The organism is Rhodococcus sp. IC4_135 (genome assembly GCF_011602025.1).
Lineage (GTDB): Bacteria > Actinomycetota > Actinomycetes > Mycobacteriales > Mycobacteriaceae > Rhodococcus_F > Rhodococcus_F baikonurensis.
In genome coordinates this window covers 32,191-48,023 of record NZ_JAAOLG010000025.1, presented here as the reverse complement: position 1 = coordinate 48,023, position 15,833 = coordinate 32,191, and the positions used below count along the sequence as shown (strand labels likewise).

The 15,833-nt window shown below is 61.4% G+C and carries 15 protein-coding genes; 4 read left to right on the top strand and 11 right to left on the bottom strand.

Going from position 1 to position 15,833, the window contains the following annotated elements:
* Positions 1-101: 101 nt before the first annotated feature.
* Entirely contained in the window at positions 102-1,274 is a 1,173-nt protein-coding gene (locus G8767_RS28450) for a DUF1972 domain-containing protein (RefSeq protein WP_166813145.1), read from the top strand.
* A gap of 45 nt (positions 1,275-1,319) precedes the next feature.
* Here G8767_RS28450 and G8767_RS28445 read toward each other — a convergent pair whose 3' ends face one another.
* The 4 genes from G8767_RS28445 to G8767_RS28430 form a co-directional block, all read right to left on the bottom strand.
* Complete coding sequence (locus tag G8767_RS28445) at positions 1,320-3,251, bottom strand: ABC transporter ATP-binding protein (RefSeq protein WP_166813143.1); 1,932 nt, start codon at positions 3,249-3,251, stop codon at positions 1,320-1,322.
* Positions 3,248-4,981: an ABC transporter ATP-binding protein gene (locus tag G8767_RS28440; protein ID WP_095969561.1), complete on the bottom strand. Its 1,734-nt coding sequence runs from the start codon at positions 4,979-4,981 to the stop codon at positions 3,248-3,250. Before G8767_RS28440 ends, G8767_RS28445 begins: the two co-directional genes overlap by 4 nt.
* A gap of 114 nt (positions 4,982-5,095) precedes the next feature.
* Entirely contained in the window at positions 5,096-7,450 is a 2,355-nt protein-coding gene (locus tag G8767_RS28435; protein WP_124566676.1) for an MMPL family transporter, read from the bottom strand.
* Between the two features lie 55 nt (positions 7,451-7,505).
* Complete coding sequence (locus G8767_RS28430) at positions 7,506-8,120, bottom strand: TetR/AcrR family transcriptional regulator (protein WP_095969559.1); 615 nt, start codon at positions 8,118-8,120, stop codon at positions 7,506-7,508.
* A 249-nt stretch (positions 8,121-8,369) separates the two neighbouring features.
* Here G8767_RS28430 and G8767_RS28425 point away from each other — a divergent pair, with 249 nt between their 5' ends.
* On the top strand, positions 8,370-9,482 hold the full coding sequence (locus G8767_RS28425; RefSeq protein ID WP_166813141.1) for a GGDEF domain-containing protein: 1,113 nt from the start codon (positions 8,370-8,372) through the stop codon (positions 9,480-9,482).
* Positions 9,483-9,515: 33 nt separating this feature from the next.
* Here the strand turns inward: G8767_RS28425 and G8767_RS28420 are convergent, their stop codons facing one another.
* On the bottom strand, positions 9,516-9,971 hold the full coding sequence (locus tag G8767_RS28420; protein WP_095969557.1) for an Rrf2 family transcriptional regulator: 456 nt from the start codon (positions 9,969-9,971) through the stop codon (positions 9,516-9,518).
* Between the two features lie 129 nt (positions 9,972-10,100).
* Between G8767_RS28420 and G8767_RS28415 the strand changes: the two genes are divergently transcribed.
* Entirely contained in the window at positions 10,101-11,042 is a 942-nt protein-coding gene (locus G8767_RS28415; protein ID WP_095969556.1) for a sterol desaturase family protein, read from the top strand.
* Here G8767_RS28415 and G8767_RS28410 read toward each other — a convergent pair.
* From G8767_RS28410 to G8767_RS28400, 3 genes are all read right to left on the bottom strand, one after another.
* Entirely contained in the window at positions 11,008-11,346 is a 339-nt protein-coding gene (locus tag G8767_RS28410) for a DUF202 domain-containing protein (RefSeq protein WP_095969555.1), read from the bottom strand. The two genes, G8767_RS28415 and G8767_RS28410, sit on opposite strands and share 35 nt — an antisense overlap.
* Positions 11,347-11,697: a DUF202 domain-containing protein gene (locus G8767_RS28405; RefSeq protein ID WP_095969554.1), complete on the bottom strand. Its 351-nt coding sequence runs from the start codon at positions 11,695-11,697 to the stop codon at positions 11,347-11,349.
* A 123-nt stretch (positions 11,698-11,820) separates the two neighbouring features.
* Positions 11,821-12,504, bottom strand: coding sequence for a YceI family protein (locus G8767_RS28400; RefSeq protein ID WP_124566673.1), 684 nt, complete (start codon positions 12,502-12,504; stop codon positions 11,821-11,823).
* A 245-nt stretch (positions 12,505-12,749) separates the two neighbouring features.
* Between G8767_RS28400 and G8767_RS28395 the strand changes: the two genes are divergently transcribed.
* Positions 12,750-12,923, top strand: a complete 174-nt coding sequence (locus G8767_RS28395; RefSeq protein ID WP_166813139.1) for a hypothetical protein — start codon at positions 12,750-12,752, stop codon at positions 12,921-12,923.
* Positions 12,924-12,950: 27 nt separating this feature from the next.
* Here G8767_RS28395 and G8767_RS28390 read toward each other — a convergent pair whose 3' ends face one another.
* The 3 genes from G8767_RS28390 to G8767_RS28380 form a co-directional block, all read right to left on the bottom strand.
* Entirely contained in the window at positions 12,951-13,610 is a 660-nt protein-coding gene (locus G8767_RS28390; protein WP_124566672.1) for a TetR/AcrR family transcriptional regulator, read from the bottom strand.
* Between the two features lie 126 nt (positions 13,611-13,736).
* Positions 13,737-14,648 carry an SDR family NAD(P)-dependent oxidoreductase gene (locus G8767_RS28385; RefSeq protein ID WP_124566671.1) on the bottom strand — a complete coding sequence of 304 codons (912 nt, stop codon included), beginning with the start codon at positions 14,646-14,648 and terminating at the stop codon, positions 13,737-13,739.
* 82 nt (positions 14,649-14,730) lie between these two features.
* Positions 14,731-15,621 carry a MaoC family dehydratase gene (locus tag G8767_RS28380; RefSeq protein WP_240952884.1) on the bottom strand — a complete coding sequence of 297 codons (891 nt, stop codon included), beginning with the start codon at positions 15,619-15,621 and terminating at the stop codon, positions 14,731-14,733.
* Between the last annotated feature and the right edge of the window lie 212 nt (positions 15,622-15,833).

Below are 15,833 nucleotides of genomic sequence, written 5' to 3'. Positions count from 1 at the left end.
AATCTCGGGATCCTCGGACTATTCAGCGCACGACATGACACGTGCATCGGACGCCGCATCCGACAATTCCCGAGCACAAAACAACAAGGGGGGGTTCGCTCATGCGAATCGCAATGATCGGGACACGGGGAGTGCCCGCACGCTACGGCGGATTCGAAACGGCTGTCGAGGAAATCGGCTCACGACTGGTCGAAGGTGGCCACGAAGTAGTGGTCTACTGCCGCGGCAAAAACAGATCACCGAGCTACCGCGGGATGGAAAGGGTACCGCTACCCGCTTTGAAACACCCCATCCTGGAGACCTTGAGCCACACAGCACTATCAGTCGGGCATCTCCTTCGTCACCGGTGCGATGCGGCGATCGTTTTCAACGCTGCTAATGCACCACTGCTGCCCGCAATCCGCGCAGCTCGCATCCCGGTAGCCGTGCACGTCGACGGGTTGGAATGGAAGCGCGGAAAGTGGGGCCCTGTCGGCCGCCGGTACTACCTGGTAAATGAGCGCGTATCCGTCTGGCTTGCAGACGAATTGATCTCCGATGCCGAGGGAATTGCGGACTATTATCGCGAGCGATACAACACCTCGAGCATGTTCCTGCCTTACGGAGCACCAATCCGTGACGCCACCGATCTGAGTCGTCTGTCGGAGCTCGATTTGACCGAGCACGGCTACCATCTGGTCGTTGCCCGCCTCGAGCCCGAGAATCAAGTGGACAGGATCATCGAGGGTTATCTACAAAGCGACGCACAGTTGCCCTTGATCGTTGTCGGCTCCGTTCCGTACGAAAGTGAACACGAGAAACGAGTCAACGAGCTCGCCGCGTCGGATTCCCGCATACGCCAACTGGGCGGCGTCTGGGATCAGAACCTCCTCGACACGCTGTACGCGGGAGGGGCAAGTTACCTGCACGGGCACACGGTCGGCGGTACCAATCCGTCATTACTGCGTGCGATGGGGGCCGGTGCAAATGTCATCGCCTGGGACGTCAACTTCAACCGTGAGGTGCTGGGAGACAACGGAGTCTTCTTCAACGGACTGACCCAACTCAGCGCAGCACTCGAGGAAACTGAATCCGATCCAACTGCCGCCGCAGAACGCGGTCTCCGGGCACGGACGCATGCGGCTGCCACCTACAGGTGGGACGAAGTAACCAAGGGTTACGAACAGCTCTGCGAAGAGATGCGCGCCGGAACCCGAAGCCGCAAGCTACGCAAACAGGCCCACGGATCCCAACAGTTCCCTCGCTCCGCCGCCCGAGTGCCACAAACTCGGTAAGTCTCTCTCCACCTGAAGCTCAATCCAGGGACTGCAACGAGGAAACTAGATCTCCGCGCCCACGAATTGGCTGTTGTACAGACGGAAGTACGCGCCGCGGGATTCGAGCAGCGCCTCATGGCTCCCCTGCTCCACGATCCGGCCTTCCTCCATCACCACGATCAGGTTCGCATCACGAATTGTCGAAAGACGGTGCGCGATGACAAAACTGGTGCGGTCACTGCGCAGAACCGCGGTGGCGCTTTGGACCAACAGTTCGGTACGTGTATCCACCGAACTGGTCGCCTCGTCGAGGATCAGGATGGACGGCTGCGAGATGAAGGCGCGGGCGATGGTGATGAGCTGCTTCTCACCGGCACTGACGTTGCTGCCTTCCTCGTCGATGACCGTGTCGTAGCCCTCGGGCAAGGAGTGCACGAACTTGTCGACGTAGCTCATCTCTGCCGCGCGACGGATCTCCTCGTCGGTGGCACCGGGCTTGCCGTACGCGATGTTCTCACGGATGGTTCCACCGAACAGCCACGCGTCCTGCAGAACCATGCCGATGCGTGAGCGCAGATCGTCTCGCGTCATGTCGGCTATATCGATGCCGTCCAAAGTGATTCGGCCGGAATTGAGTTCGTAGAACCGCAGGATGAGATTGACGAGGGTGGTCTTGCCTGCTCCGGTGGGTCCGACGATCGCAACCATCTGACCCGGCTCGGCGGTCAGGGACAGGTCCTCGATCAGCGGCTGTTCCGGTTTGTAACTGAAGGTGACGTTCTCGAACTTGACGCGGCCCTGGTCGACCGTGGGCGACTTCGCGCCCCTCGGATCCTCCGACTGCTCGTCTTGATCGAGCAGCGCAAAGACCCGCTCGGCCGAAGCGACGCCGGACTGCAGCAGGTTGGTCATCGACGCGATCTGCGTGAGCGGCTGGGTGAACTGCCGCGAGTACTGAATGAACGCCTGCACGTCGCCGAGCGTCATCGTTCCGGATGCGACGCGCATGCCGCCCACCACCGCGATGGCAACGTAGTTGAGGTTGCCGAGGAACATCACGGCCGGCATGACCAGACCGGAGATGAACTGTGCCTTGAAGCTCGACTCGTACAGATCCTCGTTCTGCTTGCGGAAGCGCTCCTCGACCTCCTGCTGGCGGCCGAACACCTTGACCAACTCGTGGCCGCTGAACGCTTCTTCGACCTGTGCGTTAATGCCGCCAGTGCTCTTCCACTGCGCCACGAAGTGCTTCTGTGAACGCTTCGCGATGAACGCCGTAACCATGATCGACAGCGGAACGGTTGCCACCGCGATCAGGGCGAGCAACGGCGAGATCCACAGCATCATCACCAGAATGCCGAGGACGGTCATCACCGACATGACCAGCTGGCTGAGCGTCTGCTGCAGGCTCTGCGCGACGTTGTCGATGTCATTGGTCACGCGCGAGAGAACGTCGCCGCGGGCGTGGGTATCGAAGTACCGCAAAGGAAGTCGATGAATCTTCTGCTCGACGTCCTCGCGCAGACGGCGAACGGTACGTTGCACCACGATGTTGAGCAGATACGCCTGCAGCCAACTGAACAGCGACGCACAGACGAACAACAGCAGCACGATCATCAAGACCTTGCCGACGGCGTCGAAATCGATTCCGGTTCCGGGCACAACGGCCATGCCGGACACCATGTCGGCGAGCTGACCCTGCCCCGAAGCGCGCAATCCTTCGACAGCCTGTTCCTTGGTCGTCCCCGGCTGGAGTTGTTTGCTGACGATGCCGTCGAAGATCAGGTTGGTGGCGTTTCCCAAGATCTTCGGAGCGATCGATGAAAGTACGACGCTTGCCGTCACCAAAGCGAAGATCAGGACGACGATCGGCTTGTCCGGACTCAAGCGACCGAGGAGACGCTTGAGCGAAGGGCCGAAGTTCATGGCCTTCTTGGTGGGATCGCCGCCGCCGGGCGGGCCGATGGGAGGCGAGGAAGTCGGTCGATTGCTCATGATGCGTCCTGTACGGCTAGCTGAGAGGCGACGATTTCGCCGTAGGTGGGACAACTGACCACGAGTTCGTCGTGCGTGCCGATCCCCACGATGGCGCCGTCGTCGAGCACGATGATTTGATCGGCCTCGACGATGGTGGAGATACGCTGCGCGACAACGACGATGCAGGCGTCTTGCGTGACCGGCCGCAGCGCCGCACGCAGCCTCGCATCAGTAGTGAGGTCGAGTGCCGAGAAGGAATCGTCGAACAGATAGATCTGCGGCTTACGTACCAACGCTCGGGCGATGGCGAGTCTCTGACGCTGACCACCCGATACCGTCGTACCGCCTTGTGCCACCGGTGTGTCCAGGCCTTCGGGCATGGCACGGACGAAGTCGGCAGCTTGGGCGATTTCGAGGCACTCCCACAGCCATTCGTCGGTAGCTTCTGGGTTTCCGTAGCGAAGATTGGTGGCGACGGTGCCGGAGAACAGATAGGGCTTCTGCGGAACCAGACCGATCACCGAGCAGAGCAACTCGGTGTCGATGTCGCGGACGTCGACTCCTCCCACCGATACCGATCCGGAGGTGGAATCGATCAATCGTGGAATCAGGTTGAGCAGAGTGGTCTTTCCCGATCCGGTGCCGCCGATGATCGCGGTCGTCTTTCCGGGCTCGGCACGAAAGGTGATGTCGCGCAACACGGGTTCCTCGGCTCCGGGGAACTGGAACTGAGCGCCACGAAGTTCGACGACGCCCGGATCCTTCAGCTCTCGGATCGGATTCTCGGGCGGGATCACCGACGAATCCGTGTCGAGCACCTCGGAGATACGTTCGGCGCACACCGACGCACGCGGCAGCATCACCGCCATGAAGGTGGCCATCATGACGGCCATCAGGATCTGCATGATGTAGCTGAGCATGGCGGTGAGCGAGCCGATCTGCATCGAGCCCTCGTTGATCTGATGGCCACCGAACCAGATGACCGCGACGCTGGTGACGTTGCTGATCAGCATCACGAGCGGGAACATCAGTGCCATAAGGCGGCCGACGCCGAGGGCCGTCTCCGTCAGTTCGCGGTTGGCGTCGCCGAAACGCTCGACCTCGTACGGTTCCCGCACGAATGCTCGGACAACCCGGATGCCCGTGATCTGTTCGCGAAGAACACGGTTGACGGCGTCGAGACGGCCTTGCATGACCCGGAAACCGGGCACCATCCGGGCGATCAGGAAACCCATCGAGATGACGAGGAGAGGGACGCTGACGCCGAGGATCCAGGACAGATTCAGGTCCTGGCGCAGAGCCATGATGATGCCGCCGACGCACATGATCGGCGCCATGACGAGGATGGTGCAACTCATCACGACCATCATCTGAACTTGCTGGACGTCGTTGGTGTTTCGGGTGATCAGCGAAGGCGCACCGAAGTGGCCGACTTCCCTGGCCGAGAACGTCCCGACCTGATGCAGCACCGACGCTCGCAGGTCGCGTCCGACGCCCATGGCGACTCGCGCACCGAAGAAGACGGCACCCACCGAGCAGAGGATCTGCGTCAGCGTGACCATGAGCATCATCCCGCCGGTGGAGAGGATGTAGCCGGTGTCGCCTTTGGTCACACCATTGTCGATGATGTCGGCATTGAGACTCGGAAGGTAAAGGGCCGCCATAGTCGAAATAAACTGCAGGACGACAACGCCCGTGAGTTCACCCCGGTACGGCGTCAGATAAGTGCGCAGCAGCCTGATCAGCATAGTGAGCGAAGGTTACCAATCCTGGCCGACATGTGCCGCTGGATATTTCGATACGCAAAAACAGCTGTGCGCCTTTATTAACCGCGGGGGGTTAATAAAGGCGCACAGCAGAGATCAAGCAGATGCGGACTGCAGTTCCGCTTCCTTCTCGTCACGGAGGGCCTTGCTGAGCTTCTCACCCTCGATGTCGACGTTCGGCAGGATCTTGTCCAGCCACTTCGGCAACCACCACGCCTTGTCCCCGAGCAGCGCCATGACGGACGGGATGATGACCATGCGCACGATGAAGGCGTCGAAGAACACCGCCGCCGCGAGCGCGAATCCGATCGACTTGATGAACGAGTTCGGTTCTGCGATGAAGGCACCGAACACGGAGATCATGATGACCGCGGCCGCACTGACCACCCGGGCACCGTGGTTGAAGCCGATGGTCACGGCCTCCTTCGCCGTCGCGCCGTGGACGTACTCCTCACGCATACGCGTCACGAGGAACACCTGGTAGTCCATCGCCAGTCCGAACACCACACCGATCAGGAAGATCGGCATGAAACTCACGAGCGGTTGCGGGTTCGAGATGATGCCCAACCAACCGTGCTGGAAGATCGCCACCGTCGCACCGAATGTCGCGAGCACGCTGAGCAGGAAGCCGAGCGTCGCCGTCAGCGGGACCAGGATCGAGCGGAACACCAAGAGCAACAAGATGAATGCGAGGCCCACCACTACCGCAAGGTAGGGCACCAATGCATCCTTCAGCGTGTCCGAGACGTCACCTTCGAGTGCGGTCTGGCCGGTGATGCCGTAGCTGACGCCGATCGAATCGTTGAGTCCACCTTCGGCTCCACGAAGGCTGGACACCAGATCCATGGTCGCCGGATCGGTCGGACCACTCTTCGGAGTGATCAGCACCTGCGCGGTGTCGCCGGCCGTGTTGACCCCGACGACCTGTGCGTTCTGGACGTCGCTGAAGCTCGAGATGGTCGAGACGACCTCCGCGAAGGCCTCCCCTGCCGGGACGCTGGCACCCTTGGCGTCGACGACCGCAATGAGCGGCCCGTTTCGACCGTCACCGAAGCCCTCGTCGATCAGGTCGTATGCCTGACGCGCACTCGTCGCCGGGTCACCGGTGGCCTCCGACGGCAATGCCAGGCTCAATCCCGTTGCGGGCAGGGCCAATGCGCCCAGAAGGACTACACCACCGATCAGCGGTACGAGCGGACGACGGACGACGGCGCTGATGAAGCGCAGAGCCAACTTCGGCTTGCCCGAATCCTCGTCCTCGGACTCCTCTGCACGCTTGCTGAGGAAGGGAATCTTGCCGGCAAAAGCCTTGCGCCCGAACATACCCAGAATCGCGGGCAGCAAGGTCAGGGCGATCAGAACCGCGATCAGAACCGTGAAGGCTGCTGCCGCACCCATATCCGAAAGGAACGGGATGCCGACGACGCGCAACGCGACCAGCGCGATGATGACCGTCAATCCAGCGAATACCACTGCGGAACCGGCAGTTCCGACAGCGCGGCCCGCCGCTTCGGCACGATTGTCGGTGAGCGTGAGCTCATGCCTGAATCTGGACATGATGAACAGCGAGTAGTCGATCGCCACTGCCAGACCGATCATGATCGCCAGCGTCGGAGTCATGGAACTCAGATCCATGAATCCGGTGGCGACTGTGATTCCGAGGCTGCCGATCGCGATACCGATGATCGCCGTGAGAAGCGGAAGCCCTGCGGCCACAAGCGAACCGAACGTGATGGCCAGAACGACAGCGGCGACGGCGATACCGATCAGCTCGGTGACACCACCGGGCATTTCTGCTTCCTGGGCGGCCGAACCACTGACCTGGACGTTGAGCCCTTCGGACCGTCCGACATCGGCTGCGGAGTTGATCGAATCACGCAACGCCTGATCGAGATCGGCGAAGTCTCCGCTGAACGGAACCTCGACATACCCGACTGTGCCGTCGGCACTGAGCGGCGACAACGCCCGCGCGTCGTCAACAGCCTGCGCCTCGGAAGTTCCCGCTGCAGCGGCCTTCTCCTTGAACATCGCAACCATGGAGTCGTTGCCGGCAACCGGATTGACCAACGCCTTCGCGGCCTGTTCCGGAGTGGCAGTTGCCGGGTCCACCTTGGCGGAGTCGGCGACCTTGTCGATGCCGCGAATACTCGCGAGCATGTCGTCCATGGCCTTGACGTTCGCCGGGTCCGCCAGCGTCGTGCCTGCCGGTGCCTGTACGACGTATCGGGCGCTCAGCGAATCCATCGGATTGGGAGCATCGGGAAAACGCTCAGCCATCAGGTCCTGCGCCTGCTGCGCCGGCGTACCCGGAATGGAGAACGAATCCTTGGTGGGGCCGGACAGGGTGGCTGCCCCGACGCCCATCAGGACCAGGATTATCAGCCAAACGCTGAGGACCGCGCCTTTTCGCCGATAGGCGAACTTGCCGATCCGATAGAGATAGGTGGCCACGACGGGCTCCTTGCTGTTTCGGTGCGTGTACGTGGACAGGTATTACGAGTGGGTCTCAGGGGCGAGGTGGCGGCGCAGGCAATCCCGCACGAATTTGCCGAAAAGCGTCGTGGACCAACTCTTCCGGACTGGAAGCCTCCGACTTTCCACCAGACCAGATGTCGATCACCGACTTACAAGCCCCGGCCACCACCCCCAGGAGGAGGGTCGGATACAGGTCCCGTTCGGCGTCCGTGCCGGTGCGTTCGGCCAATGCCCGAGTGACTGCACGGTTGATCCGCTGATGCATGTCGGCCGCATCCCGATAGAGAGCAGGACTCGAATCCGACAACATCCAGATGTTTACTTTTTCCTTCACGCTCGAGCCGGAATCGCTCACGATTTCGACCACGAGATCCTCGAGCACGTCGAGGATGGGCTCATCCGCGGGCCGGGCTGCAAGCGCCTCGATCCACAGAGCCACTGTTTCCTCGAAACTCGCCAGAACCGCCTCCTCCTTGCTGGAGAAGTAGTTGTGGAATGTCCTCGTCGACACCCCCGCCTCGGAGGCGATCGCATCAGCGGTGACGCATTCGATCCCGAGAGCGCGAGCCAGTCGTGCCGCCGCGTCACTGAGTGCGGTACGGGTTGCTGCCTTCTTGCGGTCGCGAAGGCTTGGCTCGGTTATCACTCCACCACCGTACCGAACTTGCAGACCTCTGCAACTTTGCAGAGCTCTGCAAAATTGTGCGTTCGAACACACCGCTCGAATTCTCGAGGCCTGGCTCACACCTTTGCTCGCCCTACGACCCAACGAACACGTCAGTAGTTGTTGCCGGTGACGCCCCGCATGAAACTCCAACCCGAGTTGACGCGTAAAGCAACAGAGGCTGACATACTTTGCTCTTCATTAACCAAACGAGTTCGGCGAAGGAATCTGATGGATCCGCTCCTGCACACCTGGCCGGTTTCGTCCTCGGTCATGCTGTGGGGATCGAAGACCGGAAGAGGCACGGTCCTACGTCTCGTTCATCTCACCATCGGATTCTGCTCACTCAATTTCTCGCTCGTGGCCTACCTGTTTCTCTTCAGCACCGAGGGCCCCGACGGACCGTTTGCACGAGCGTGGGTCATCGGCATCGCGACGATCAACTTGATTCCCACCTTTCTCTGGTTCGTGGGCCGAATCAGAGGGGCACGCACACTCGAGCTCTACGGACTGTGGGCAGATCTCGGAACCGCCTCGATACTCATCACGTTCACCAGCCATAACGCCGCACTGTTCGGCGCGGTGCTCTTCGTCGCCACCGGCGCCTACTTCACCTATTTCCTCGACTATCGCTGGCTGGCCTTCCACCTCGCCTTCGCCACGACGTTTGTCATCGCCCTGACCGTGCTCGGCCTGACGAACGGCGAGTACTCGGCGACCAGCGTGCTTGCGCGTACCGACGTCGTACTGTGCGCCGTGATCTTCATTCCGGCGACGATTCAGTTCACCTGGCGCCAGTTACTCTCGCGTGCAACGGGATCCAAAGTGGACGCGCTCACCGGCCTGCTGAACCGACGGGGTCTGTGGGACATGTCGGAACACATCTGGTCGGTCGCGTCGGCAAATCGTGCCGACATCGCTGTTGCCGTCGTGGACATCGACAAGTTCAAGGCGGTGAACGACACGTTCGGCCACGAAGTCGGAGACGCCGTCATCAGCCGGACCGGAACTCGCCTGCAGGAGCATGTGAACGGTTTCGGTTACGCCGCACGCACGGGCGGCGAGGAGTTCACCGTCGTGATGATCGGCACCCCGTACGGATTGCGCAAGCGAATCGCAACACTGCCCAAAGCAGTGGTGAACGCCTCCGACCGCCCACTGGCCACGGTCAGCGTCGGAGCAGCGACGCTACCGTTCGTCCCACATCAAGAGGAGTTCGACTACAACGAGTTCTCCCGGGCAATAATCGCGGCCGATCATCTGATGTACGACGCGAAATCTGCGGGCGGCAACGCCGCGAACACTGCGCCGACAACTGTTTCACGCCCCCGACGGACAGTGTGAACGCCACGACGAACAGCGTGAAACCGCGCCGTTTCAGCGACGATTCCACGCCCCGGGGTCTGCAGTCAGTTCGTGAACGAACTCGGGTAACTCGCCACCCGCGACGTCGGTGAGCGTGACGTTTTCGAGCACGGCGCGAAGGTTGACGCGCACTGCGATCCACACCTCTTTGAGTGGCGTTGCCGGCCCCCCGTAGTCGACGTCCTCGGGGCGCTGACCCCGTATCGACGCAAGCGGTCCTTCGACGGCGCGGATGACGTCAGCAATCGTGATCTCGTCTGCGGATCGGGCGAGCCAGTATCCACCGTCCGGGCCTCGACGACTGTTGACCAGGCCGCCGCGCCGTAAGTCCGAGAGCACCGCTTCCAGGAACTTGTGAGGTATGACCTGGGATTTGGCGAGAAACTCGGCTTTGGCCGGGTCTGGACCGACTGCCGCAAGCTCGACCAGAGTCCGCACGGCGTAGTCCACCTTCGCGGTGATATGCACCGGCAATTCCTACCATTGTTCTATGAAAAGTCGCAACAAACCCGCCAGATTCTTGTCCCAAAGGGGTTCCTTGACGTTACATATTGGTGCATGATGTAACGAACGAAGCAAAAGGACAGGACAAATCGCATGTGGGAAACGCTTCTCGAGTCATGGCGGTCACTTCTCGAACCACTCCATGACCCGGTCACTCTCGCAATCCCTGCGTTTGTCATCTTCCTCGGCATCGAGTGGTTCGCCGCCCGAGCACTCGAAGATCATCCGAACGACGCCGACGGACGTGCGCGGCCGGCTCAGGGCGGATACCGTAGCGCCGACGCCCGGACCAGCGTCCTCCTCGGCTTGGTGTCCATCGCCACGAGCACATTTTGGAAAGTACTGGCACTGATCGGCTATTCGGCAATCTGGGTGTATCTCGCACCGTGGCATCTGTCGCCGACGGCCTGGTACACCTGGGTGATCCTGCTTCTCGGAATCGACGTCCTCTACTACGCGTATCACCGCATCGCACACCGGGTTCGAGTCATCTGGGCGACACATCAAGCTCATCATTCGAGTGAGTACTTCAATTTCAGTACCGCGCTGCGGCAGAAGTGGAACAACAGCGGCGAGATCATCATGTGGCTGCCGCTGCCGTTCCTCGGCATCCCGCCGTGGATGGTGTTCGTCGGCTTCTCCGTCAGCCTCGTCTACCAATTCTTCGTCCATACCGAGCGAGTCGGAAAACTCTGGCGTCCTGTCGAATTCGTCTTCAACACGCCTTCGCATCACCGAGTCCATCACGGTTCCGACGCCGAGTACCTCGACCGCAACTACGCCGGGATCCTCATCGTCTGGGACCGGATGTTCGGCACGTTCGCGGCCGAAACCCACAGGCCCACCTACGGACTCACGACGCCGGTCGGAACGTACAACATCTGGAAGCTCCAAACGCGGGAGTACGCTGCCATCGCTCGCGACTGGAAGGCGTCGACCTCGTGGCGGCAGCGAGCCGGCTACGTGTTCGGCCCGCCCGGCTGGGCACCGAAAGCCGAGGTCACTTCAACAGAATCCACAGCCCCGTCGCACTGAGCAGCAGAAGGCCCAGCGCGAGAGCTGCGCCCATACCCAGAGCAGGCGTTGCCTTTTCGACTGAAAACTGAGCCAACCGCCTGGGTCGCGCCCGACGTTCGTAGACCGTCACTACAACAACGAGCACCGCCGCGACGGACGGACCGATCAAGGCCACCGAGCCGAACGGCGGCAACCATCTCAAGCAGGCCGCCGACAAGCCGAGTATCGACAGACTCGTCCGCACCCACGAGAGGGATGTGCGCTCGGACTGCAGGCCCCGGTCCGGCGGCGTGAGTCCTTCCGAAGGTTCCAGCGCGGTCAATCAGTTCACGACCTCGACCACCAGGACGGTCGCGCAGATCACCAGCACGATGCCGACCACCGGCGCCATCAGCGGCACCGGCAACGAGCGCTCGGCACGCAGCGCGCGCTCGGCACTGATCCAGTGGATGAAAGAAGTGATGGCGATCAGAGCGCCGCCGACGAGCAGCAATGCGGCCAAGCCGGCGCGAACCGTCGGGTTGAGGATGTCGCCGCCGAAGGCCTCGAGTCCGACCCCTGACGCGACAAAGGCCGTCGCGGTGCGAATCCAGGCCAGATATGTCCGTTCGTTGGCGAGAGTGAAACGTGGGTCGGGGTCTTCACCAGCCCGGAAGGGCCTCCACCTGGGCATCACTCGTTCATTCCGTCCGGGCACGATTCGCGCGCTGCCTTCGGGACGGACAACAAGAAGGGAAGGTCATGTCCTTAATCTTCCCTGCCCGTCCCGAAGCCGTGCGAATCGGGTGGACGTAATTCAGCTCGAGGCGAGCGAGACCAGGAAGTCCACCGACCCGCTGCCGTCGACGGTGACAAAGCCGAGAGACGGGGGTTCGACGCCGAAATCGGTCCAGGTGACCGGGATCGAGCCCGAGGCGATCAACGAATCGCCCGAATGCAGCACGGTCATGTCGACCGATACCGGCTTGGACTGCCCTTTGAGAGTCAAGGTTCCTGACACCGTGACCGTTGCCGTTGTTCCATCGGTCGGCACGGCCGACAGATCCACTGGGGAGTCGATCGTGAACGTCGCCGTCGGGTAGGTACTGGTGTCCATCACGTTGCCCGTGAACTGGCCGTCGCGCCGGTCCGAGTCGGTCTTGATACTCGCCACCTGCACAGTCACTTCACCGGCCGTGAGCTTCTCACCCTCGACGACCGCGCTTCCGCTCACCTCGCCGGTGGTTCCGACGACGGTCACACTCGATCCGTTGAGAATCTCGTGGACGGTGTACCCGGCTGCGGTCTGGTTGTCCCCTTGCCCGGGGACGACGGTCCACTGCCCGTCGATCGATCCGGACGCCGCCTCGGCCCCCTGTGTGGACACCACGGCCGCCGGCGCATCGTCTTCGGCGATGAATTTCCCGTACGCCCACGGCCCCACAAGCAGGGCTAGTACGACCACAACTACTGCTCCGCCTATCCACCAGATCTTTTTCATGCTTTCGACGATAGTTGCAGCTTCAACGATTGTCAGGACTTAACACCTGGGAGAACGCTGTGAAAGCACTCCGCGGTAACCGAGCGCGACATGCTATCCACAGCAATTGGTAATCATTTGGTAAAGTAGATTTTGCATTCCGGCCCCCAGCCTGGAATGCCTCGGCCGTGCGCATCGAATCATGCATCGATCCCGATGCGCACGGTCTGCCCCGACAGAAATCGCACCGGACAAGGGGGACCGCGATGCCGGATCTGACGCTCCTGACGGACGAGGAATTGCTCGAGCGGCGAATCGCCCTCGGCCGATCACTGACAACGGCCGCAGACTTGGTACCTACCCCGACGCCGTCCTTCTTCGAGAAGTTGCAGCAGGACATCGACGCTGCGGCTGCGGAGTGGATAGGGCGACGCTCGTGAAGACCGTCGGGTTCGAGCACGATCGCCTCAGTCTTCTTCTTCCGCATTGACTTTCGAGCCGACAGAATTCGCGCCGAGCAAGAGCTTCGCCGCCAGTCGAAGGCGCCGTTTCACCTCGTCGACCGACGTGTCCCCGTTCAGCCACCCGACAACGCTGGCACTCCACAAGGTCTCCAACATGCCGAGTGTGCGGGACTGCATCGGAGTGCATCGGTGATCCGCCCCCCACGCTTGAGTGACGGCAATATAGCCGAAGGGGGTGGCCCAACGCGTCATCTCGTTGTTCCTTACATCGAGCTCATCCCGGTCGGGGGTGTACTCGCGTAGCGTTTGGTGCGCGCACATCGCAGCGTGTGCGAACCCAGGATCTCGGACCATCCCCTGGAACGCCCGGACGAAGACTTCTCCTGCGCGCCCCTCCGCCGTCCGCTGTCTCGACGGACGGCGGAGAAAGTCCTCAGCCAGGGAGTCCAGTTCCGACCGAACGGCTACCGTGATGAGATCGTCTTTGGACGCGTAGTACTTGTAAAGGGTCGACAGGGCAGTCTGGGCAACTCGAGCGACCTCCCGCATCTGCACAGCTTCGTAACCGCCCGCGGACGCCAACTCGCGGGTGGCTTTCACGACTCGCTCGACACGGAACGCCTTTGCCTCAGCGGTGCGGCCGTTCACCTTCACTGCGGACATCCAGTCTGTCCCCCATCATGTTCCGAGACTGACGCCGACGCGCCATCTGCCTCCACGATAACGCCCCTGCACCAGCACCAACTCAGGCACTCGGATCAGTCCCACCCTTCATCAGGTATTTACGAATCAGGACGGAAGCTGAGCCATGAAGATGGACGGGTGAAGACCGTCAGCCAACGGACGGAATTCCTTCTCGACCTTGGCGGTCAGGTCGTCGAGATTCCACGGTCCATCCGAGGCGACCGTGGAAACTACTTCCGGGTTATTCCACAGTTTCACCTCGTAGCCCATCGCGCCGATCGTGCGGCCCGACAACCAATCGGAACTCGTACCGGCAAGGTAGGTGACGATGGGCGCGATGTTGTCCGGCGAGACGGATTCGTCGATGCCGTCTCCCATCCGCTTCTCGTCAGGCACAGTTTGAGTCAGACGGGTGACGGCACCCGGAGCGATCGCATTTGCCGTCACGCCGTATCGCCCGAGCGCATTGGCCGTGGATGCAGTCAAGCCGACGATTCCCATCTTGGCAGCGGCGTAGTTCGGCTGCCCGGGCGAACCCTGCAACGCGGAATCGGAGGTGAAGTTGATGATGCGGTAGTGGCCTTCGGGGTTTTTCTGCGCACGCCAGTACGCCGCGGCCGGCTTGATGGTGCTGAAGTGGCCACGCAGATGCACTCGAATGACTGCGTCCCAGTCTTCTTCCGGAAGATTGAAAATCATCTTGTCTCGGAGAATGCCTGCCACGTTGACGAGAACATCCAGCTTGCCGTAGTGCTCCAGCGCGAGATCGACAAGGCGTTGACCGGTCGCGACGTCTGCGATGTCGCCGCCGTCGGCAACGGCCTGACCGCCATTGGCCACGATCTCGGCCGCGACGTCACGCGCCGGGCCCTGATCTCCGCCCTGACCGTCCGGCGACGAACCGAGATCGTTGATGACCAGTTTTGCACCTTCGGCAGCGAACATTCTGCTGATCGACGCACCGATGCCTCGGCCGCCTCCGGTCACGATCGCTACGCGACCTTCGAGTGAACCCATGAATCTTTCCTTTGTTCATGCCACGAACACCATCGTGGCGAGTATGTAACGGGTTGAGTGTCAGTGGATTTCGGCGGCGCCGTCAGTGAATTTCGGCGGTGCCGTGGTCGATGACCACATCGCCGATGTCGTCGACCGTGCGGAATCGAACAGCTCCACCGGCAACCCAGATCGAGGTAGTGATTGTCTGTCCGGGCAACAGTGGCTTGGTGAACCGTCCCGACATCCCGGTGAAGCGCGTCGGATCCGAATCGGCCACAGCGTGCAGGAGAGCCCGACCGACGTAACCGTAGGTGCACATACCGTGCAGGATGGGAGTGGAAAACCCGCCGCGTGCGCTGAATGTCGGGTCCGAGTGGAGGGGATTCCGGTCACCGCTCAGTCGGTACAGCAGCGCCTGGTCCGCTCGAGTTGTGTACGTGACAACGTGATCCGGCTTGTAGGCCGGCAGTTCCCAGGAAGTTGAAGGCCCGCGCTCGCCGCCGAAACCTCCATAACCGCGGAAGAACGACCCGGACTCGATGGTTCCCACGATCTGACCGACAGCGTCGCGGGCGACGGTTTCCGTCGTGAGCAAGGCCCCTGAACCCTTGTCGTACACGCCGGTGATTCTGCGGGTGGTTTCAACGCGGCCGTCTGTCGGGAGCGGGCCGGACAAACTGAACGCTTGATATGCATGCAGCAGCTTGCTGTAGTCCACATCGTCGGGCAGCGCGAAGCCGTCGTCTTCGCCGTCGCCGTCGCCGTAGAACGCCACGTTCGCAAACGTCGGAAGAACCTTCTGCTGGATGTCCTCACTGTTCTCGGTGGTGAACTCCAGCTCGTCGAGCGGGTCAGGCTGACCCGCGCCGACACCCAGGGCGTACAGCAACGCGTCTTTCGACGTCCAACTCTTCCAGACAGGCTTGCCGGTGAGTCCGACGAGTGAGCTGTCGATCGGCATGTAGAACCTCGATTTCATCCGAATAGGCATGTGCAGGAGTGGAGCGGGGTTACCGGACGGTAAGTGTCGCGTATCGCGAAACGGTATCCGAAAACGTTGTCCGACAACCCACTCCACCTAAAGAGAACACGTTACGTATGTGATTGGCAAGCCCTTCGATTCGAAGCAGTCAGCCGAACTAACGGAATTTCTCGACAGACCTTGACATACACGATGAACTGGATCACTCTGATCGTTACGAA

Coding starts and splice junctions, on each gene's coding strand:
- G8767_RS28450 (WP_166813145.1), top strand. CDS start 102: ATGCGAATCGCAATGATCGGGACACGGGGAGTGCCCGCACGCTACGGC.
- G8767_RS28445 (WP_166813143.1), bottom strand. CDS start 3,251: ATGAGCAATCGACCGACTTCCTCGCCTCCCATCGGCCCGCCCGGCGGC.
- G8767_RS28440 (WP_095969561.1), bottom strand. CDS start 4,981: ATGCTGATCAGGCTGCTGCGCACTTATCTGACGCCGTACCGGGGTGAA.
- G8767_RS28425 (WP_166813141.1), top strand. CDS start 8,370: ATGGATCCGCTCCTGCACACCTGGCCGGTTTCGTCCTCGGTCATGCTG.
- G8767_RS28415 (WP_095969556.1), top strand. CDS start 10,101: ATGTGGGAAACGCTTCTCGAGTCATGGCGGTCACTTCTCGAACCACTC.
- G8767_RS28405 (WP_095969554.1), bottom strand. CDS start 11,697: ATGCCCAGGTGGAGGCCCTTCCGGGCTGGTGAAGACCCCGACCCACGT.
- G8767_RS28400 (WP_124566673.1), bottom strand. CDS start 12,504: ATGAAAAAGATCTGGTGGATAGGCGGAGCAGTAGTTGTGGTCGTACTA.
- G8767_RS28395 (WP_166813139.1), top strand. CDS start 12,750: ATGCCGGATCTGACGCTCCTGACGGACGAGGAATTGCTCGAGCGGCGA.
- G8767_RS28390 (WP_124566672.1), bottom strand. CDS start 13,610: ATGTCCGCAGTGAAGGTGAACGGCCGCACCGCTGAGGCAAAGGCGTTC.
- G8767_RS28385 (WP_124566671.1), bottom strand. CDS start 14,648: ATGGGTTCACTCGAAGGTCGCGTAGCGATCGTGACCGGAGGCGGCCGA.
- G8767_RS28380 (WP_240952884.1), bottom strand. CDS start 15,621: ATGCCTATTCGGATGAAATCGAGGTTCTACATGCCGATCGACAGCTCA.